The 20,563-nt window shown below is 42.8% G+C and carries 12 protein-coding genes; 5 read left to right on the top strand and 7 right to left on the bottom strand.

The window, feature by feature from the left end:
- The 4 genes from ACRBG0_RS25595 to ACRBG0_RS25580 form a co-directional block, all read right to left on the bottom strand.
- The coding region (locus tag ACRBG0_RS25595) for a ligand-binding sensor domain-containing protein (protein ID WP_431489679.1) at window positions 1-2,858 on the bottom strand (2,858 nt) is incomplete at its 3' end.
- Between the two features lie 472 nt (window positions 2,859-3,330).
- On the bottom strand, window positions 3,331-7,440 hold the full coding sequence (locus ACRBG0_RS25590; RefSeq protein ID WP_431489678.1) for a response regulator: 4,110 nt from the start codon (window positions 7,438-7,440) through the stop codon (window positions 3,331-3,333).
- Between the two features lie 505 nt (window positions 7,441-7,945).
- Window positions 7,946-9,964 carry a tetratricopeptide repeat protein gene (locus ACRBG0_RS25585; RefSeq protein WP_431489677.1) on the bottom strand — a complete coding sequence of 673 codons (2,019 nt, stop codon included), beginning with the start codon at window positions 9,962-9,964 and terminating at the stop codon, window positions 7,946-7,948.
- A gap of 120 nt (window positions 9,965-10,084) precedes the next feature.
- Window positions 10,085-12,439, bottom strand: coding sequence for a TonB-dependent receptor (locus tag ACRBG0_RS25580; RefSeq protein WP_431489676.1), 2,355 nt, complete (start codon window positions 12,437-12,439; stop codon window positions 10,085-10,087).
- Between the two features lie 277 nt (window positions 12,440-12,716).
- On the opposite strand from ACRBG0_RS25580, the gene ACRBG0_RS25575 reads away from it, so the two are divergent.
- On the top strand, window positions 12,717-14,795 hold the full coding sequence (locus tag ACRBG0_RS25575) for an ATP-binding protein (RefSeq protein ID WP_431489675.1): 2,079 nt from the start codon (window positions 12,717-12,719) through the stop codon (window positions 14,793-14,795).
- A gap of 2 nt (window positions 14,796-14,797) precedes the next feature.
- Here ACRBG0_RS25575 and ACRBG0_RS25570 read toward each other — a convergent pair whose 3' ends face one another.
- Window positions 14,798-15,418, bottom strand: a complete 621-nt coding sequence (locus ACRBG0_RS25570; protein ID WP_431489674.1) for a LysE family translocator — start codon at window positions 15,416-15,418, stop codon at window positions 14,798-14,800.
- A gap of 271 nt (window positions 15,419-15,689) precedes the next feature.
- Here ACRBG0_RS25570 and ACRBG0_RS25565 point away from each other — a divergent pair, with 271 nt between their 5' ends.
- Together ACRBG0_RS25565 and ACRBG0_RS25560 are read left to right on the top strand one after the other, a co-directional pair.
- Window positions 15,690-15,986, top strand: coding sequence for a DUF2188 domain-containing protein (locus tag ACRBG0_RS25565; RefSeq protein ID WP_431489673.1), 297 nt, complete (start codon window positions 15,690-15,692; stop codon window positions 15,984-15,986).
- Window positions 15,987-16,089: 103 nt separating this feature from the next.
- Window positions 16,090-17,187, top strand: a complete 1,098-nt coding sequence (locus ACRBG0_RS25560; protein ID WP_431489672.1) for a BamA/TamA family outer membrane protein — start codon at window positions 16,090-16,092, stop codon at window positions 17,185-17,187.
- Between the two features lie 74 nt (window positions 17,188-17,261).
- On the opposite strand, the gene ACRBG0_RS25555 is transcribed toward ACRBG0_RS25560, so the two are convergent.
- Window positions 17,262-17,672 carry a GxxExxY protein gene (locus ACRBG0_RS25555; protein ID WP_431489671.1) on the bottom strand — a complete coding sequence of 137 codons (411 nt, stop codon included), beginning with the start codon at window positions 17,670-17,672 and terminating at the stop codon, window positions 17,262-17,264.
- A 187-nt stretch (window positions 17,673-17,859) separates the two neighbouring features.
- Window positions 17,860-18,897 carry a bestrophin family protein gene (locus ACRBG0_RS25550; RefSeq protein ID WP_431489670.1) on the bottom strand — a complete coding sequence of 346 codons (1,038 nt, stop codon included), beginning with the start codon at window positions 18,895-18,897 and terminating at the stop codon, window positions 17,860-17,862.
- Between the two features lie 360 nt (window positions 18,898-19,257).
- Between ACRBG0_RS25550 and ACRBG0_RS25545 the strand changes: the two genes are divergently transcribed.
- Together ACRBG0_RS25545 and ACRBG0_RS25540 are read left to right on the top strand one after the other, a co-directional pair.
- Window positions 19,258-19,827, top strand: a complete 570-nt coding sequence (locus ACRBG0_RS25545) for a hypothetical protein (protein WP_431489669.1) — start codon at window positions 19,258-19,260, stop codon at window positions 19,825-19,827.
- A 97-nt stretch (window positions 19,828-19,924) separates the two neighbouring features.
- Entirely contained in the window at window positions 19,925-20,308 is a 384-nt protein-coding gene (locus ACRBG0_RS25540) for a T9SS type A sorting domain-containing protein (protein WP_431489668.1), read from the top strand.
- The last annotated feature ends 255 nt before the right edge of the window (window positions 20,309-20,563 follow it).

Raw genomic sequence — 20,563 nt, 5'->3', positions numbered from 1 at the left:
GTATCGAGCATTAATCGTAAATCAGCTGGTGCATCTAACACCAACTCATAATTAATATTCCTCGATGCTGCTAATGAATGAAAAGCATTAAAGACCCTTTTTATGAAGGGCGAAAAAACGACAACTTCTTCTCTCAATTCAAGCTTACCTGTTTCCAGGCGGGCAAGATCCAGTATCTCCTCGGTCATCTGCCGAAGCTGCTTTGTGCTCCGTTTTATTCGTTGCAACTGGGACATCTGCTCAGGTGGAAAATCCTGCTTACTAAGGCTCGTCACAGGCCCCAATATCATACTAAGTGGGGTGCGTAATTCATGGCTAATGTTGATAAAAAAGCGAGATTTCATAGCGTCCAACTCTCTAAGTTCTTTGGTAGCTTCCTCCACCCGTTTCTGCAATTTTAAGTTAGCTGCTATAAGTCGTTGATTTCGCCTACGAACAATCCTCCATAGGCTTAAGCTGAAAAGACTAACTATAGACACAATAAACCATGAACGCAAGTAAAACGGGCGCATGACAAAAACGGAGATTGCTATTTCACGCTGATCATTAATGGAGTTACCAAGCGAGTAAGCCCGAATCTTCAGTTCATGACGGCCATAAGGAAGATTGGCTAACTCTAATGAAGGGGAAGGCATCGTCCGCCAGTTCATATTCTGACTAGACAACCGCCATTCGTAGGCAACCTCTCGTCCTGATAGATAATTAGGCGTCAAATCGATAATGATGCGGTTTTCATTTGGCTGAAGGCGCAACTCCCTGCTGTCAATTACTTGCTGTGTGTTCAGCATTGGGGTCTCCGTATTACGTTCGTATACAACAACCTTGGTTATTTGTAAATATAATTCTTGAGCTAACGAAGCATCTAGTGCTAAACTATCTGGATGAAAAACACACAAGCCGTCTATTGTACCGAAGTAAAGCCTACCTTTATCATCCTGAAAATGAGACATATAGTTAAATTCACTATCAGGTAAGCCGTCCTCCTTATAGTAAGTCGTTATTCGCCCGCTAGTTTTATCCATCCTCATCAATCCATAGTTACTCGGCAACCAAAGCTGGTTGTATTTATCCTCGTAGACTGCATGAATTGTATTATCAGACAAACCATCAGCTACAGTATATCTATTCGGATGTATGGTAGAAAACGGTTCCCATTTCAAGAGTCCTTGATTGGTTGCTAACCAAAAAAAGCCTTCCCTATCCTCATAAATATGAAAAACTGCTAACGGGGTAGATTCGGCTTCCGTCATGAAATCAAATCTTTGCAATGCACTACCTTGATGGTCAAGCAACTGTAAACCTTCACTAGTGCCAATCCAAATACCCGTAGAATTTTCATAGAAATAATGGATCGCTGTATCTGGAAAACTGCGAAGAGTAACCCTGATATCGCCTGGCCGTAAATGAAACAATCCAAGTCCGCTGCCAATGAGCAAGGTATCGCCAAGTACAAATAAATCTGTACCATCGTAGCCTTGATAACCGGATTCTATACCGTAAAAATTTTGAGTTCTAAATTCAGAAAGGTTATAGTGCACCAACGGACCATAGTGGTTAGTAATCCACAAATCATTCCCCTGCTTTAAAAGTCCTTTGCCAAACCTACTACCTTCAAAAAGAACTTGTTCGTTAGCTCCTGTTTGAATATTGATCAACCTACAGCCCCGATAACTATTTGCAATTAAGGTAGAATCAGAGATGGGTATAATACTACGAAAACTTACCGGTGCCTCTTCATCGGTAATAAAACTACGAAAGAGTTTCGGCCTTACTCTAATTCGAAAAAGCCCTTTGCTAGATCGAAACCAAAAAGCATTATCTGCGGTCATCCAAAAATACCCCTGGGTTTCCGTCTCGAAAGCATCAAGCAACAATTGATTCAAATCTAAAGGTACCACCTTACCTTTGTCATATATTTGGATTTTAGAATCCTCAAACTGTAAGGCGATTCCGTTGGAACCTAATAAAAAATGGAAGGCATCAGGTGGGCTTGTAGTATATAATTCCGACTTGATCTCCGATAACGGAACACTGCGAATTAGCTTGCCATTTTCGTTGCAAAAACCAATGCGTTCAATTTGTGAATTGGTTGGATCTATCGTAGGAAACCAAATTTGGTAATCATCACTCATTGAAACATCCTGCTGTATAAGCTCATCCCTACGCATCTGGTGCAACACATTACCCAACGAGTCAATACGTTCCAAATAGGTAACACCAGCCCTTACTTCCTGTCGTAAAAACTCCTGATTCCGATTTGAAAAATAACGGGAAGGAGTGGTATTCCGTGAGGTAGTATCCCGTAGCAACCAATTCCATTTCCCATCGTACTTCCCCCCCATTCTATTGACAGGGTCCAATATCCATAAGGTATCTTCCATCGTATAAATACCTAGGTGACACATTCGAGACAAAGACAGAGATGTACCTATATAATCTTCAAGAGGTATCGCTTGCTCTAGTATCGGATCAAAAACATCTACGATTATTTTATTAGCTTGTGCTTCTGCAAAAACCCAAAGAAGCCCATTCAAATCTTCTACTACATGAAAAGGCATTGCTGTACGAAACCCATATTTTTCATCATTATAGCTTGTGAATTCATGGCCATCAAAACGAACAAGGCCACGAAACGTAGCCAACCAAATATATCCGTGCTTACTTTCAAATAGATCATAAATCAACCAACTAGGCAAACCTGTCTTTGCAGTCCACTGGCTGACTTCCACCGTATAATCTTGTTCATAAAATAATTGAGTAATCGGTTGAGCTAGAACGTTCAGTCCGCATACTAAAAACGATATTATAATAATCAGTAACTTCAAATGAAAATGTGGTGTAATGACGTTCTCTTCCATATTTTTGTCTACTTACATAAAAAGCATTGACACTTTTGGACCTCAACTATTTTGAGGTCCGTAACTTTAGCCATGAACATCACAATAAACTTTGCCAGTAACTACAAGCCTTCAGCTTGCTCACAGTAGAATACTGCAAACAGCTTCAAGATTATCAATTGATAATATTCAAGGTTTTTAAAATTTTCCAGGTATTTGTTTGGGAACTTCTTCGTGATGAAATGAACTAGGCCCGGCGAAAGGGAGTGTCCAAAATCTTCATCCAAAGAAAAGTCAAATTCGTGAGCCTGCGACAACAATGAAGACCGAAGGAAAATCACTTTAGGTCAATTATCAAAACAATTACAGGTCAACATTTTGACAAAACAGCCCTAACTCGGAAGAGTTTGGGAGGATCAATAAGGTAAAGGTGAAATTTTACAACAAGCCCTAAGTTAAAAAAGAATGGATAAATAAGACCATATTCAGTAATTTATCTATTCAATAGCTTAGACGGTGATTTTCCAAACTTGGTTTTAAAGTTTTTAGAAAAATAAGCCTTACTCTGAAAACCAATGGCGTAAACCAATTCGGCAATGGTTGAATAGCGTTTTTCTTCTAACAACCGATAAGCCAATTGTAGCCGTGCCTGAAGAATATATTGGCTTGGCTTAAGTCCTGTACAACCTTTTAGTTTATCTCGGAAGCTACGTTCAGACATCCCCATCTCACGTGCCAAGTCCCCTACTTTCAGTTGGGGGTTTCTAATTTTCTGGGTTAACAATGTCTCTAAATCTATCAACCATAGTTCATCAAAGCTGGGCCCTGGTAGCGGTGGAGTCTCTACTGGGGATGAGGACACTTCCTCTTTTTCGGCAACAATTACAGCCTCAAAGGCGGCTTTTCGTTTTTGTTGATTACTCAATAGGTTATGAATCCTAGCAATTAATTCATTTTGCTCAAAAGGTTTGGAAAGGTAAGTATCCACGCCTAGACGCAAACCATAAAGCTGGTCGGCTTGCTCAGAGCGGGCTGTAAGTAGAATAAACGGCACTCCCCACTGCTGAGGCTGGCTACGCACTGCTTTTAATAGTTCAAAACCATCCATTCGAGGCATCATTACATCAGATACTACTAAATCCACTTCTTGCTGGTTCAATACATCCAACGCTTCTAAACCATCACTAGCTTGAACCAGACGATAATAAGGTCTAAGTATTTCCAGCAAATAGGCTCTAAAGTCATCATTGTCCTCTACAATAAGTACCATTGGCTGCCCAGCTGTATTCGCGGGTGGAGGCAAGGTAAGCAATCTGGTTTTCGTTAAAACATCCTGCTCACTCGTAGTTTTAGGCTCTACCAATCTTTCTTCTACTACTAAAACAGGTAGTTTTAAAGAAAAGACCGAGCCTTTGTCTAATTCACTCTCTACCGCTAGCTGTCCTCCTAAAAAATCGGCAAGTTCTTTACACATGGCTAGCCCTATTCCTAAACCGCCATTCTCCAAATTTTGCTGATGGCGAGCCTGGTAATAACGATCAAAAATCCTTACAAGATCCGTTTCGTTTATTCCCACCCCTGTATCTTCAACAGTCATTATGATTACTGTTGAATCAACCATCACTTTCACCATAACCTGCCCGCCTCTACCTGTAAATTTAAGGGCATTGGAGATCAGGTTATTCAGTATGCGTTCTACCTTTTGGGTATCGAGCATTAATCGTAAATCAGCTGGTGCATCTAACACCAACTCATAATTAATATTCCTCGATGCTGCTAATGAATGAAAAGCATTAAAGACCCTTTTTATGAAGGGCGAAAAAACGACAACTTCTTCTCTCAACTCAAGCTTACCTGCTTCCAGACGGGCAAGATCCAGTATCTCCTCGGTCATCTGCCGAAGCTGCTTTGTGCTCCGTTTTATTCGTTGCAACTGGGACATCTGCTCAGGTGGAAATTGCTCTTTACTAAGGGCTATTACAGGGCCCAAAATCATACTAAGCGGAGTACGTAATTCATGGCTTATATTGATAAAAAAGCGCGATTTCATTTCATCAAGCTGGCGTAATTCCTTTGCCTGTAGATCAATCGTTTCGAGCTTTTCCTGTAATTCCAATGTACGATCATTCACCTCTTGCTCAAGTTCCTCATTATGGAGCTTTAACTGTAATTGTCGCAACCTAAAATAGCCATAAAAAACACCCCCAACTGTTAGTGCTAATAAGGCAAAAAACCACCATCTTAAGTAGATAGGTTTTAGTACCTTAAGTTGAAGGCTTAGAATTTTACTTTGTAAATTTTTATTACCGACAGGGTAAGCCCTAAACTCTACAGGATAAGTGCCATAGTTTGGATTAATCAGCGACAAATTGGCCTCTGAAAGAACCTTCCATTGCTCACTCTCCCATGGAAATCGCCATTCGTAAACGACCCTACTATCAATAAAATAGTGGGGCACTAAACTTATCTCTAAACGATTTTGAGAAGGCCTTATTTCCACTAGCCCTCTTTCTATACCCTGCCTTGTTTTGTTAATAATCGCTTCTGTTTTGCGGTCATATACCACGACTTTTGCCATCTGCAAATGGAGCTTGGCTTGCGCTTGAGCCTCGATACTATCCGGATAAAAAGAAACTATTCCATTTACCCCTCCCAAAAAAAGTAGCCCGTCTTCTCTCTGAAAGTAAGCTAAAAAATTAAACTCATTACTTGGTAAACCATCTTTTTCTAAATAGGTCGTGACATAACCATCAGACTTTCGAAAACGCATCAGACCATAATTACTAGGCAGCCACAAGTGCCCATAGCTATCTTCGTAAATTGCATGAATTTTATTATCAGAAAGACCATCCTCTACGGTATACTTTCGGTAAGTTTCATCTTCTTGATTCCAACAGACCAAGCCTTGATTCGTCCCTAACCAAAAGAACCCATCTTCATCTTCATGAATAAAATAGACCCTCAATTCCGTTTTATCATCTTCAAGGACTGGGAAATGTTTCTTTCGCTGTCCCTCTTCATTAAATAAGAACAAACCATATTGACATCCTAGCCAGAGGCCTTGATTATTCGTATGCCAAAAATATGCACTCGTATCTTGCATAAGTTGAGGCTGAATAGACCCTGATTTTTCATGGAATGCTAAAACTCCTAAATGACTCGCAATCCATAAGGCCGTGTCATTTAATCGATGTAAACTATAACCATTATACTCTCCATTATAAAACCGAAAAGGGTATGTTTTATAATTCCTGTCTATAAAGTTGTAAAGCATTAGGTCATCCGATGATTTACTTACCCATACCTGACTCTCCTCCTTAAGTAGCCCCATATTATTATACCCATTTGGCATGGGTATAGAAGAAAAGTATTTTTCCTGTAAATCTACCTGAAACATCCCTGCGTACGTGTTGGCAATTAGCAGGCTATCACCAATACCAACCATTCCTCGTACGCTCGTAATGATATTATCCTGATGAGGATAGGTTGTAAATAAACTCTTCTTGATTTTCATCCGAAAAAGCCCTTCCGGAGAATTAAACCAGAAAGATTCATTATCAATCAAAACGATAATCTCATTAATTCTAGCTTGAAAATCTTTAGCCAATAAACTGCTCAAGTTCTCAAACAAGATTTCATCTTTCTTAAAAAAGAAAGCAGTGGCATTGTTAGTTGCTAAGCCAAAGCCCTCTTTATTCGTTTTTAAAAATCTACCATGGTCATGGTAGATCGAATTCCCCCATGAGATACTAGGATAACTACCATAAGGATAGGCGTGAATACTATTGTCTCCAAAAGAAAACAAAGTATCTAAATCACCAAGGTATTGGGGTTGAGACCAATAATGAAAATTCAAATCTTCATCTACTTTGGAAAACCGGCGACTATTGTGGCCAAAATTAAGGTTAGACAACTCTCTGCCGTTACGATCAATAACGTATAGGCCTAGCTTCCCTTCTTTGGTCTTCCAAACCCAGAATAAGCCATCTTTCCGAGGATAGTAATATGGAAAATCTTTCGTTTCCCCCATTGTCTCCAATACTCTCGACGTAGAAGTATCATTCAAGAGCCACTCCCATTCACCTTGATAGCGGCCGCCTTTACCGCTTACAGGGTCCAGCAACCATATCGTATCTTGTTGTCGAAAAAAACCATAATGACTATAAGAAGACAAGGGCAGTTTTTCATTGATATAAGACTGCAACGGAGTAGCAGATTCCTCTATAGGATCAAACACATCAAAAAAACGATCTTCTCCCTCTGAGCAAAAAAGCCATATATTACCATTGACATCTTCTGCTATTCGTCCTACTCTATTACTACGCAGGCCATACTTCTCTCCACTATAAGTGATAAACGTGTTTCCGTCGAAACGAACAAGCCCTACATTGGTCGCTAACCAAAGGAACCCTTTTTCGTCTTCGATAATATCGAAAATATGCCACGAAGGCAAACCATCCTCTTTGGTCCAAAGACTTATTTCCAAAATGTAATCTCCGTCAACATATCGACGCTCAACCGACTGCCCATCCATAGAAAGGCAACAAAAGAAAACGAGAAGACAAGCCATTGCAACAGGCTTGATCCGAGACAAATAAGACATAGGTTTGATAACAGACTATTAAATCGAGTGTGTAAATCTACAATACGGTTTCACACAATTTCCCTAATGTATCAAAAATACAAGGAAGAAGTGTATCAAACTATCTTTATAATACCTCAAACTCTCCCATTTGACTTCCTTGATACGAATTCTATAATTTTATTTGATCGTCTACGAATATATAATAAGATACACATTGCCTTAGCCCAAAAATATCCTGAGCTTTTTCCCGCCCCAAAATCGTATTACCATAAAAACAAAAACCCGGCAGATTTGAATCTGCCGGGTTGCAAAAAAACATGGAATTGTTGTGGTAAGCATGATATTATTACCTTCCACTTTATTCCCCCTTGTATTGTTTTGGTTCTTGTGGTTGCCTGATAAGCAAATAAAGTACTTTATCTCCGGAAATAGACTATAACAAGCTCCTACAAACCTCCTACAGGAGGAATCGCACACCTTATACAAACCTTATACTGTCTTATATTAAAAACCCATATACTAATTATAAATCATTGATATACTGGTAAATATCATCCTCCTTGCCTAATTGTAATTTCTTTTTCAACCGATACCTCGCCATCTGTACACTGGTAGCACTGATATTCATCAGGCGGGCAATTTCTTTGGTCGACAAACCCATTTTAAGATAGCTGCAATGCCGCTCATCCTGCGGAGAAAGCTTGTCAATCTGAGCACGCAGGCGATCAAAAAAACCAGGATGGACCCCCTCGAAATGGGTTTTAAAGTCTGACCAATCTTCGTCCAGGCTTTGGTGGGTCTGGATCATTTTATTAAGGTTGACCATCTCCTTTTGAAAACCAGGATCATTCTTTTTGATATTCTTCAAGCTTTCTTCCAACTGCTGAAGCAAGTCATTTTTTTGTACCATTTGCAATGTCAGCGAAGCCAGCTCTCGTTGCTTGTGATTTATCTTTTCTTCCAGGCGCTTTTTTTCCAATGCATTTCTCTTCTCACCTTCCTCGTCCAAACTTTGCTGCAATTGGTAACGGTTATAAAACAAGAGTACGACGACAAGACCAAGAAAGAGAATAAACAATAGCGTATTGCGCTGTCTTTTTTGCAATAAATTTTTGGCCGCTAAAGAAGCATTCAACTCTTTTTGGATGGCCAGCTGCTCTTCTTTTTTCTCGGTAGCATAACGAACCTTCAATTTTTCTGATTCGTATAGCCGCTCTTGTTGTGCATATTTATCTTTCGTCTCCAGTAGGCTATCTACGTAGTTTTCTATCATACCCGGATCACCTTGCTGAAGATAGTACTCCATAAGGAGGTAGAAAGCGTCGATTACCAAATGAGGAGCCTTAATTCGCTGAGCAATAGCCAGCCCTTCTGTAGATAGTCTTTTCGATTCTTCCCAATCCCCTTTTTTTGTATAAAGATTACTTTTCACCAACAGGGACGAAGCATAGAGTTGATCGTAGTTGGAGACTTTGAGAATGGCAAGCGCATCATTCAAGCTTTTATCCGCTAGCTCATATTGTTTTAGTTCCGTATAAACATACCCCAGATTTGAATAACATGCGCCCAGCCCTCTCTGGTCGTCTAGTTTCTTCATAATAGGAATGCTCCTTTTAAAATAGTATTCTGCTTGTTCAAACTGGTTCTTCTCCTGGTAATTGATCCCCAGGTCTTTTAGGGCATAGGCCTGTGCCCAATCGTCCTGATCCTCCTCCGCATTTTTGATGACTTCTTCGATAATTTCATAAAAAACCTGGCGTTGCCCATGCATATCATGCACTGCCGCAATATTGAGCAATGCCCAGTATTTGGATCTATTCCCAAAGCCATACTGTTCTCCTTTTTCCTGAGCTAAATAGAAATGATCAAGGGCACGATCAAATTGCCCCCAGTCTCGGTAAACCAAGCCTGCTCCGATATGCCCCTCTATAGCGCACCCTCTATTTTGGCCGCAATAATCTATTAACCACTTACTCGCAGCCAGCGATAGCGGGGGATGACTGTACAGGAGTTTTTTTGCATATGCTTTAAGAACCTCAACTTCTTCCCCAGACAATGTATCCGGCTCGACCAGCTCCGCTCCTCTGTGAAAAATAATCCAGGCAAGGCCAGATGGAAATCTAGTAGCTCTAGCAGATGCTAAAGCTTGTGTAAACAGATTTTCTGCGGCGTCACTATCTCCTAATAAATCAAAACAACTCGCCAATCCGGCCAGCAACTTGACATGAGTCTCCTTATCTGTATCCAGTTTTAAACCTGCTATGTATACTTCTTTCGCTTCCTCCACCAGGCCTTCTTGTAGCAACAATTGGCCTTCCAACTGCCGCAGCGTCGCCGGGCTTCTATTTGCTGATTTTCCCTGAAAAACAGCCACTGTTTCCGCAATCGCTTCTGCTTTGGTAGCGGCCTGCACTAAAAGGATGCTTTCCGGCAATTCCATTACCTCCACAGGGGTGGGTTCCTGGGTCGTCGTCGCACCTAAGCGAGGTAAAATCACTAGGGAAAATAGCGCAAAAAGGAGGGATATTATGCTAATTCTCAATAGGGTGGGTATTATTATTGATTTGTATCTTCTAATATATGTAAATTTTCTAAAACAAAACGACCGCTACCAGACACCAGTGTGTCTCATAACGGTCGCCTTTAGAAAACCTAATTTCTTTTAAAACTCCAACCGATAATTCAAAATAGGAATCAACCCTAGCTGGGTTTCTTCTACGATTTTATCGCTACCAGCCGAGTAATAACGGCCGTAGATATTCTCTCTATTGGTTACATTTTGAATATCAATCGAAATGATGGAAGAGGTCTTTGCACGGTTCTTCCGGTAGGAGATACGCACATCGCTACGGAGATAATAAGCCACTTGGTCTTCCCATGCCTTAGTGTAGTCACGAACGGTATATCCCGCTGTCCGAGAAGCTTCCAAATCAATGGGGCTGTAACGGTTTCCTCCGGCTACATTTGTCCGGATATTGGCTCCTAAAAGGTTCGTTTTATTCTTACCCACACTCCATTCTTTACCAATCAGCATATTACCTACATAACCACCAGCGTAGCGGGTATTTCGCTCCACACCATCACGGCCTGTATACAGCGATTCATAGAGGGAGATCGTCGCCAGGGCGTACCAGCCATTTGTAAAGAATTTCTCAATAGTCGTTTCCAAACCAAAGTTGCGGCCTGTACCATCTGCAAAAAGCGAGTCGGTCACGTAGCCACTGTCAAAGTTGATCGCAGAGGCTGTCCCTGCATAAACGCCCTGTGCATTGGGGCTGGCGATGGCTACATCGTACAAATCCTGGTAATAAACCTCAGTCTGCACGCGCCATTGGGGATGAAAGCGCCATTCGTACCCCAGTACGCCATGTAATGCTTTTGGTAAAGCCAATTCTTTATTGGGCTGAGAATAAGTATCCGCTCCGGTTTGAACCTGAGCAAAATAAACGGGCAGTGGGTCACGGCGAGAATGCAAGCCAGCGCCAGCACTCAGTACGTGCCCTGGGCGTAGGTTCCAACGCATGCCTACTCGCGGCTCTATAGCCATTTGCCCACCAAGGCCCAAATAGGTCGCATGAAGGCCCGCATTTAGGTGTAAAGTCGTGCCTACACGGTGCTTCAATTGAGCGTAAGCTTGTACATTCGCCGTAGCTCCCTCTTCATTGATGAGCGTAACACGAGGGCTATTAAACTCCTCCCACTCCGCAAAAGTGTAGGACAAGCGGCTACCAATCGCTCCCATCCGGAAAGTACTCCGCGCGTTGAATTTGCGATTATAAAGCATACTCACTCGCAACGCATGGGTGGTAAACTCCTCTGTTCCAACAAAGTTATCAACCACATAAACTTCCTCATCAGAAACCCGATCAACGGCATAGCTGACAATGGTTTCTAAATAATCGTTCTTCGCCAGGTATCGCCGATTATTAACACCTATCACTCCGCGATCAGAGTGGTAATCATATTGCTCCAAACTATCCTTGAAGGTGCTATTACTCAGTCCGCCCAAGCCCCAAACAGACCAGTATCCACCCTTGGTGGTAGGTATTTGTATTTTGAAAGAAGCATCTTGAAAAATGGACTCTTCCCCCCCTAAGTCAAGAATCCCCAACTGTCCCAGGACGCCTAAAGTTGAGTAACGGTAATTACCCAGGTAGCTTGCGCCGCCCTCTTCTCCTATCGGGCCTTCTCCTGAAATATCCAGGCCAAGCACACCTGCCTGGAAGGCATATTCTCTCTTTTCATTGTTGCCTGTCCGCAGCTTTAAGTCAAAGACACCAGACATGGCATTGCCATATTCACCAGGGAAAGCGCTTACCAAAAAATCGGAATTGGCCAGCATATTTACGCTTAGCGCGCTAATGCCTCCACCTGAAGCTCCTTGGTCAGAAAAGTGATTGGGGGTCGGAATTTCGACACCTTCCATTCGCCACAGTAGGCCGCGAGGGCTATTTCCCCGAATGACAATCTCGTTGCCTCCGTCGTCATTGGTATTTACACCTGCAAAGGATAGCGCCATCCGAGCTGGGTCATTAACGGCTGCAGCGTAGCGCTTGGTTTGCTCCACGCTGAACGAACGTGAACTTACGCTAGCCATCTCATTATTAGGGGTACCGTTGAGGCGTTCAGCCTTAACGACTACCTCATCCATTGTCACCAGTGATTCTGTTAGTTTCAGTGTAAGGACGACCTCCTTGCCAGAACCAACCTCCAACTCATGGATGTAAGCATCTTCATACCCAAGGCAACTGATGCGGATACTGTGGCGGCCAACAGGCACATCATCCAGACGAAAAGTGCCATCAAATTCGGTAGCCGTTCCCAGCAAAGGCTCAACATTAAGAATGAGTATATTGGCAGCAATGATCGGTTCTTCTGAAGCCTGATCAAGAACGGTTCCTTTGATGGTTTGCGTTAGGCCATTCGTTTGAGACCAAAGCATTAACGAAAAAAAGTTGAGTACCAGCAATAGGAATCCTGTCCGCCACTGGTGGCAGTTACTTAGCGTGCGTAACATAGATAGTAATGGTTTTTGTTTCTAAAGTTCTCTAACAGCATGATGTAGACATCTGCTCTAGCCCCCTATTCTTATTTTATTTTTGAGAAAAAGTAATTTCGATATTCATCGGTCAGAATGGCATATCCCTATAACTATTTACATAGGGTAGAATAGATTATGCCAGTCAACACTGCCTCTTTTAATATTATTATTATCACATATGAGGCATATTTTGTTAAATTCCCCCTATTTTTAGGCGTTCACTTCCCCCTCTTCTTTATCAGCTGATCCTTTAATGATGTCAATAATAACGAAAGTTGTTTTGCTTTCCTTGGTTATATGCATTGCAGCGCCCGCTGCAACACAGACCTTAGTACCACAGGAAGATGGGGGCAATATTATCCCTATCGATGAACAATTGCCTTTCCCTGAAAATTATGACCTGGCCTTAAAGTTCATGAAAAAACAACAGGCTATCAATCAGCAGGCAGCGGCCTATTACTACGGCCAACAGGCACTCCGTTTTGCTAGAAATAATAAAGATGAACCCCTTATCATTGAAGCCATTCAGGCAATTGCCCGATTCCATCAGACCCAGGGTCAATATGATCGAGCCGATAGCCTTTACCTACAGGGCTTAGCGTACGTTACGCAGCCACTACAAAAAGCCAGCCTCTATTTAGACAGAGTCGGCATCGGAGCTCGTACCCGCAATTGGCAAGAAACCCCCGCTCACCTCCAAAAGGCCCGAGAGCTGATTGGTCAAGATACCCTCAGCCCTACCATGGCCAATTATCATTTCCGCGCAGGCGTATATGAGTTTGAGGCAAAGCAAAACATGGTGGAAGCATTGGTTCATTATCAGCAAGCAAAAAAAATAAAAGGCATTACGACCAGGGCCCGCACCAGCATCAATAATAACTTGGGAATCATTTATGGTGCCGTCAATGATTTTGAAAAGGCTTATAGTCTCAATGAAGAAAATTTAAAAATAGCCATTGAGGAAAAAGACCTCATGGGTGAGCTATTCTCCTACTATGGATTAGCATTCAGTGCAGGGATGCTGGATGACGACACTAGCCTAATGCACTATTGCCAAAAGGCTATTGACCTGCATAATACCACAGGAATTTCCACTGCTTTTGGTTATGTATATTCCTTAATGGGCGAATACTACATGAATCAAAACCAGTTGGATTCTGCCAATTTCTACCTCCAAAAAGGCATTGCAATTAGTAAAGAGCAAGGTGAAAACAAAGAACTCGTGGACTGCTATCAAGGTATGATGAAACTTCATTCTTTGAAAAACGAAGATGTTATCGCTATTGAATACGGAGAATTGGGCCTCCAACTAGGAACCAGGGTTGACCACGAAATAGAAGAGCCCTTGGCCGCTCTTTATGAAAAACGGGGAAACTATCAAAGAGCCTATGCTTTGCTGCGAAAAAGTTGGACCAAACAAGCTGAGCTAGACCAAAGTAAAACCAATATTTCACTAATGGCTAAACTCTTGGAAGGACGTTTTGAACAAGAACGTACCCAACAGGCACTTGAACACCAACAGACCTTAACAAAACAACGATTCACACTTGTCACCTCTGCTCTTGCTCTCCTTATATTCCTAACCTTACTAATGCTATTCTTACAGGCCCGTAGTAGACGCAAATTGCAAAAACTGAATCGATCTCTGACGGAAAGTAATGATGCCCTGATGCAGTTTGCCTACATTACCTCGCATGACCTTAAAGAGCCTGTCCGCAATATTACCAGCTTTTCAGGATTATTGAAGCGACGACTTGCCGAAAGAGGAATAACCACAGAAGAAACCGATTTTCTCAACTTCATCACCAGCAATGCAGTAGTATTAAAAGAAATTGTAGACTCTTTACAAGTTTTTACAAAAATCTCTTTTGGTGAACTTGAACACGAAGCCGTTGCTCTTAAAGAGGTTTTTCAAACCGTAGAAAATAACCTTCAGCAATTCATTCTGGAAACCAATGGTCGATTGACCTTCCATAACCCTCAGCAAATAAAAAAGATATTCTTCACCCGCCCAATGCTCGTCCTGGTATTACAAAACCTCATTCAAAATGGTTTTAAATACAATGAATCCGATCACCCCGAGGTCACTGTACACGTTGCTACTAGCACCAAAGGGAAAACCTTCTTCCAGGTGAATGACAACGGTATTGGTATCGAAGAAGAATACTTCGAGCGTATTTTTACGCCTTTCAAAACCCTTACCAACAAATCTATCACCCAATCTTCCGGCCTTGGTCTATCTATTTGCAAGACGATCCTAGAACGCTACGGTGGTAGCATTCACGTGGCTTCCGATGGGAAAAACGGGAGTACTTTTTCTTTCTGGATCTAAATTCAAAACAACCTCACCAACTGATAAAGCCCCAACACCAAAAAGATCAAAGACAGAAACTTATTGGTATACTGCACCAGTTTTTCCATCCTATAGACGATGAGGTGCCCCAGCCTGGCGTATAAAAAGAACATCATTAGTGCCCCCAAAGCCGAAGCTAAAGCAAACGTTATCAGCTCGCTTTGCGTTTGAAATTCATAACCATAAGTATGCAAGAAAAGGGTTATAAATGCCCAAAAAGGCATCACCAGTAAATTGATGGACGCTGTAAAAAAACCGCGCCGAAAACTGATAAATTTATCTTTCTGTGAACTGACTGCATCCAATACAGGGTCCTCTGCTTTTTGAATAAAGTAATAAACCGAGAGACTAAAGAAAACAACAACACCTACCAGTTGAATATGATGCCCAATGGTTTCATCATTGGCAATAGCTAAATAGCCATACACCGCAATATAAGTGTATACAAACTCGGGGACAACGGTACCTAAAGCAGCAAAAAAACCAGCCTCCCGCCCCGCTGCAATAGCGCGCTTCATGACCATAAGGTTGATGAGCCCCGGAGGAGCACTACCAATGGCACTAATAATAAAAACAAGGACAAATAACAAGACGATACTCATGACTACTAATGGGCTTTCTTTGTGAAGTGACCGCGTGTATTTTTTGATACATCAAAAGCTAGTGACTTCGGCTGCAAATAAATAAGAAGTAGATCGGGAATCGCAATTTTTTCGACGAAAAAGCCAAATCACTTTATAGCGGCGATACAGAGCAACTGACCTACATTCCCATGCAATCTATTGACGAGTAATGACAAGACAGCGATGGCCCCTCTTGAAATTTGCCAATAAGCACCTATCTTTACTTTTGTAAATCCAAGTAGTTGATAACATGGCAGACATTCGCACCTCTTCCTTTTGGACCAACCTTTTACAGAAAATCATCAAGATTATTCTCAAAAACATGGGGGTACGCACAAGTAAACCTACCCACAACCAACATGTGGTGCCACACGAAGAAGGCTGGGCCGTCAAGGGGGCAGGCAATGAACGCTACACCGGCGTTTACAACTATCAACGCGATGCACTGGACCGCGCCAAGGAAATCGCTAAAAACTACGGCTCCACCGTCATCATCCACGGCGAAGATGGTAAAGTACGAGACAGCATCAGCTACCGGAAAGATTAAGCGCATGTCCCCATTTGAACAGTAGCGTTCTTTTTGACACCAGAAAATAGTTTATGCGAACTCATGGGAGTAATTTACTGTTTCGCCCGCATTAACTATCCTTATGAAAACTGCCTCCTCCTCTTTCCGTTTTTTATGTTTGGGTTACACACTGCTATTGGGCACGAGCCTCTTTTGGTCTCCAAATCTAATAGCCCAAGCCGACAGTTCCCAAATAGAGCGTTTTATCCTGCCACTGGTATACTACACCCCTGAAACAACCTGGTCGTTTGGAGCCGCCGGGGTGATAACTTTTCCGTTGGACAGTATTAGCCCACGATCGCAAGTGCAGCTGGGTGCCGCATACACGCTAAATAACCAATTGCTCCTCTACCTTCCATTTCAGCTATATACAAAGGGCGATCAACTACGTTTCATCGGCGAATTGGGCTATTATCGCTACAACTACTTCTTTTACGGTATTGGCAACGGCTTTGAGGATTACGAAGGGGAAACCTACGGTGTCAATTTCCCCAGAGTTCGGATCAACATCCTCCAACGAATTGGAAAACATCAACTAGCAGGTATCCGCTACGCCTGGGACCAGTGGGAGGTTTACGACCAGCAGGAAGGCGGCCTTTTATTGCAGGAGGGCGTCATCGGCAACGAAGCCTCCACTTATAGTGCTATTGGCCCCATCTGGCAATGGGACAGTCGCGACCACCTCTTCTTCCCGACTAAAGGCTGGTGGGCAGAAGCGGCACTACTCACGAATAACGAATTCCTTGGCGCAACCCAAAATTTCGTCAAATGGACGGTTGATGTTCGCAAATACTGGAGCCGTAAGGAAAATCATGTATGGGCGGGGCAGCTCTATCTTGAAGGAAATAGCAGCACACCTTCTTTCAACCAACTGGCACTACTAGGGGGAACGCGCCTCTTGCGCGGCTACTACGAAGGCCGCTATCGCGATCGCCAGCTAGCCGCTGCTCAATTGGAATACCGTTTTCCTATTAAGGGTCGCTTCGGAGCGGTAGCCTTTGGCGGTATCGGCTCCGTCGTCGATGAATGGCAAAACTGGGAGGCTGATTATTTACGCTATGCCGTAGGGGCGGGCATTCGCTTCACGCTACTGCCCAAGGATAAAATTCGCCTCCGGCTTGATTACGGTATCGGCCCCAATACCAGCGCTTTCTACCTCACGGTAGGGGAGGCTTTTTAGTTTTTTTTGAACCACATAAGACACAGAAGAAAGGGGTTTTGAACCACATAAGGCACACTAGGACACATGAGGATTTATTGGGGTAAGGTTTTGTAGAGGTCGGTAACAAAAGTTCTTTGTCCCTCCGAATAGATGTGACTTACATTAAAGTTAATTAGGAGTCCTTTGGGCTGCTTTAGTAACTTTAAGTAGGTGAGCAATTGAGCCTCGTGTACTGGAAGAATTTTTTCTACGGCCTTTAGCTCAACTACTAGGCAGTTCTCAACGAAAAAATCGCACCTAAATTCCAGGTCGACTTTTTCATTCTTATAATATATTGGTATTGGCATTTCAGATATAAAATTTATTTCTTGATATTTCATTTCAATGGCCATTAGTTTGTGGTAAGCACTCTCCAGTAAACCAGGGCCTAATGTTTTGTGTATCTGGATAGCTGCGCCATTTACCTTATAAATCAAATCACTCAAATAGGATTTAGTAATCATCGTTACTCATTTTTTGTAGCCTTAAATATTATCTAACTATATAAGCGCTGATTCTCTACTTCGTGACAAAAAAAACTTACTTTTTTCCTTTAAGTGCCCTTTTGTGCCTTATGTGGTTCAACTAAAATCTACCTTAAGTGCCCTTCGGTGGTTCAAAACCCGTCCCTTTGATGGTTTAAATAAAAAATTACATCAACACCCCATTCACCGGTGCAATGGCAGGAGGAAGGTCCGTCTCCCCGAGCATTTCGCGCATATCGATCTCGATGACGCGGCAAAGGGAGAGCATAGGAATATCGTTGCCCAAGCCTTCAAATGGGTTCTCTGAATAATCACCTACCAGTTCCATCATGATGAATACCCAGCCAACGATCACCGAAAAAGGAATCGACAACCACGCGCCAAAATCGCCCAACTTATGAAACTCCGCAACCATACCCAAAGGCAGCAAGAAGATAAAAATCCCTACAAAGATGAAGCTCATGTTAGCGTACTGCCGTGGCAATGGGAACTTCTTGATACGCTCGGCCTTGCCTTGGTGTTCATAAAAATCGGAGAGGATTTTCTGAAGCTCCATGTGCCGAAAATCATCTAATAGACCCTGCTCCCTGAGCGCCTTCAGTTCTTGTGATTGTTGATCGATGATTTGGGTAGCTGTATTCACATAATTCATGAGCCGCTCATGCTCCTCCTTGCCAAGAAAGCGGTCAAGTTCAGCCATTGTTACATCGTCTTTGAGTAGGCCTACGCCGTAGGTTTCCATCCGGCGTTCATTGAGTTTACCGATGTGATTATTCTGGCTTCTATGCTCCCAACTCGTGGGGATGAGCAATTGACTACGTAGCGCATATAACCAAGCGATGTGGCGGTAAAAAAGGTTTTTATGAAGTAAATGGAGCTCTTCCTTTCCCACCTCACGTTCTGCAAATTGGTCCGTCACAAAGCCCTTAACAGCACTGCCCCAGGAACGGCTACTATTAACGATAGCTCCCCAAATTTTGCGGGCCTCCCATAAGCGATCATAGGCCTGGTTGTTTTTAAAACCAATATAAAAGGCAACTGCTGTACCAATAACAGACAAAGGCAACCACGGAATGTGTAACCATTCCCAATGGGTGTATTCAAACAACACCGCTACCAAAGTTGACCAAGCCGTGATCCAAATGAGATGTATTCCCGAAAAATTCCAGACGTTACTAAACGCAAAATTCTTATTTACAAACATGGAAGCCTTTTTCTTTCAAAAGTATTGAATTATAGGCAGATGAAAGTTTTTTTCAAAAAAACGCCCTTACCACTTACCTCGACCTCGACCTAGGGCATACACGAGTAAATAAACCTCTATCACCATGTTCTACACCAGTTGTTTGTGCGTGCTCTTATTGTCACATGCCTTTATTCGCCAGATAATCATGGGTAGCCTGAAAAAAAATGAGGGGTAAAAACACCACAACCCGTATTCAGCTCGGAGGAAGCCGAAAATCCGTAAAAGAGTAGGCGTTTTTTATTTCAGGGAGGAGAAAACAAATAAGCTACGCCCTTTGTGTAGATTTTTTCTACAAGACTCCCTTGTACTCAATAAAATATGCATAACGCTTACAAACATTTCAGCTACAGTGCCTACTTAAAGGCCCTATTGTTCTTACTTACTGTTCCATTAACCGGAGCGCTAAACGCTCAGACGACCCTCGCTCCAGGGGATGCCGTCTTTACCTTAATAAACATGGAAGGAAACAATGACGATGCCTTCGGCTTTGTGCTCCTCAGTGCTGTAGAAGCCGGCACACAAATTTCTGTTACCGACAAAGAATACACTACGGGTACAGGCTTCGAAGCGGCCGAAGGTTACCTCACCATTACCTTTACCACTGCTTTCCCTTGTGGTACAGAGGTAATCATCACCGATATGGATCCTGATCCTCCTGTTTACGCCTTTGGGACGACCACCCCAGGCATTACGGTTAGTGATAACACAGACCAGGGCTTTCAACTTTCTAGTGCAGGGGAAACGCTGGTGATGTATCAAGGAGACAATCATGTCTCCCCTTGCAGCACCTGCTTCGTTACCGCCTTGGCCAATACTGGCGTAGGATTCGGTGTAGCTACTACTGGTAGCGGAGACCTCCCTCCCGGGCTGGTCGAGGGACAATCCTGATGGTGATGAATGGGACAATATTAAATACAACTGTAGCCTTACCCAGGAAGTCCCCAGCGCCTTACGCCCCGCACTGCTCACCCCAGCCAACTGGCTGGTGGATAATGATGCCCCACTACCTACAATTGCCTGTAGCCCGGCTTTTGCTTGTGAGGCTGTCTGCGCACCGGTAATCACCGGCGTAGAATTAGTCGATTGTTCAGAAGGGCCTTTGGGCCAGGTTACGCTTCTGGAAACAGTAGATGTAACGGATATCAATGCCACTGAATTCAAAATCTATCCAAATCCTACTACTGGCAACGTACAACTGCCCCAGCTTGATTTGGAGCGGCTGGAAATCTACGACCTTACCGGCCGCTTGGTACTCACACAGCAGCAGCCAGGCAATAATGTTGACTTGACTGACCACCCTGCTGGTTTATACCTGTTGAAGATGTATGCTGGAAACGAGGTTTACTCAGCTAAAATAGTAAAAGAATAGTGTAGTGAACTCACCTGGATCCATACAATCCCCCTACAAAAGAGGGCCGACGTGGGTCCAGGATTCACTTTCCTTTCAAAAAAAATCACTTTCTCCACTTACCTCTTGAGCTATTTTCGCCATACACCTATAATTACTCCTATTAACCTACTACCTGAATAGTTTAGGATTATTGAAATTCACTACACACTAAAAACTAACTAACCATGTTAAGATTAATTTTCAGCCTACTGATTACGAGTGTACTCTTCAGTA

This window comes from Lewinella sp., from assembly GCF_050633125.1.
Classification (GTDB): domain Bacteria; phylum Bacteroidota; class Bacteroidia; order Chitinophagales; family Saprospiraceae; genus Lewinella.
This window is presented reverse-complemented; position numbering and strand designations above follow the sequence as displayed.

Excerpts from the sequence above, each read along its gene's own strand:
- ACRBG0_RS25590 (WP_431489678.1), bottom strand. The coding sequence starts at position 7,440 with ATGTCTTATTTGTCTCGGATCAAGCCTGTTGCAATGGCTTGTCTTCTC.
- ACRBG0_RS25580 (WP_431489676.1), bottom strand. The coding sequence starts at position 12,439 with ATGTTACGCACGCTAAGTAACTGCCACCAGTGGCGGACAGGATTCCTA.
- ACRBG0_RS25575 (WP_431489675.1), top strand. The coding sequence starts at position 12,717 with ATGATGTCAATAATAACGAAAGTTGTTTTGCTTTCCTTGGTTATATGC.
- ACRBG0_RS25570 (WP_431489674.1), bottom strand. The coding sequence starts at position 15,418 with ATGAGTATCGTCTTGTTATTTGTCCTTGTTTTTATTATTAGTGCCATT.
- ACRBG0_RS25565 (WP_431489673.1), top strand. The coding sequence starts at position 15,690 with ATGGCAGACATTCGCACCTCTTCCTTTTGGACCAACCTTTTACAGAAA.
- ACRBG0_RS25560 (WP_431489672.1), top strand. The coding sequence starts at position 16,090 with ATGAAAACTGCCTCCTCCTCTTTCCGTTTTTTATGTTTGGGTTACACA.
- ACRBG0_RS25555 (WP_431489671.1), bottom strand. The coding sequence starts at position 17,672 with ATGATTACTAAATCCTATTTGAGTGATTTGATTTATAAGGTAAATGGC.
- ACRBG0_RS25550 (WP_431489670.1), bottom strand. The coding sequence starts at position 18,897 with ATGTTTGTAAATAAGAATTTTGCGTTTAGTAACGTCTGGAATTTTTCG.
- ACRBG0_RS25545 (WP_431489669.1), top strand. The coding sequence starts at position 19,258 with ATGCATAACGCTTACAAACATTTCAGCTACAGTGCCTACTTAAAGGCC.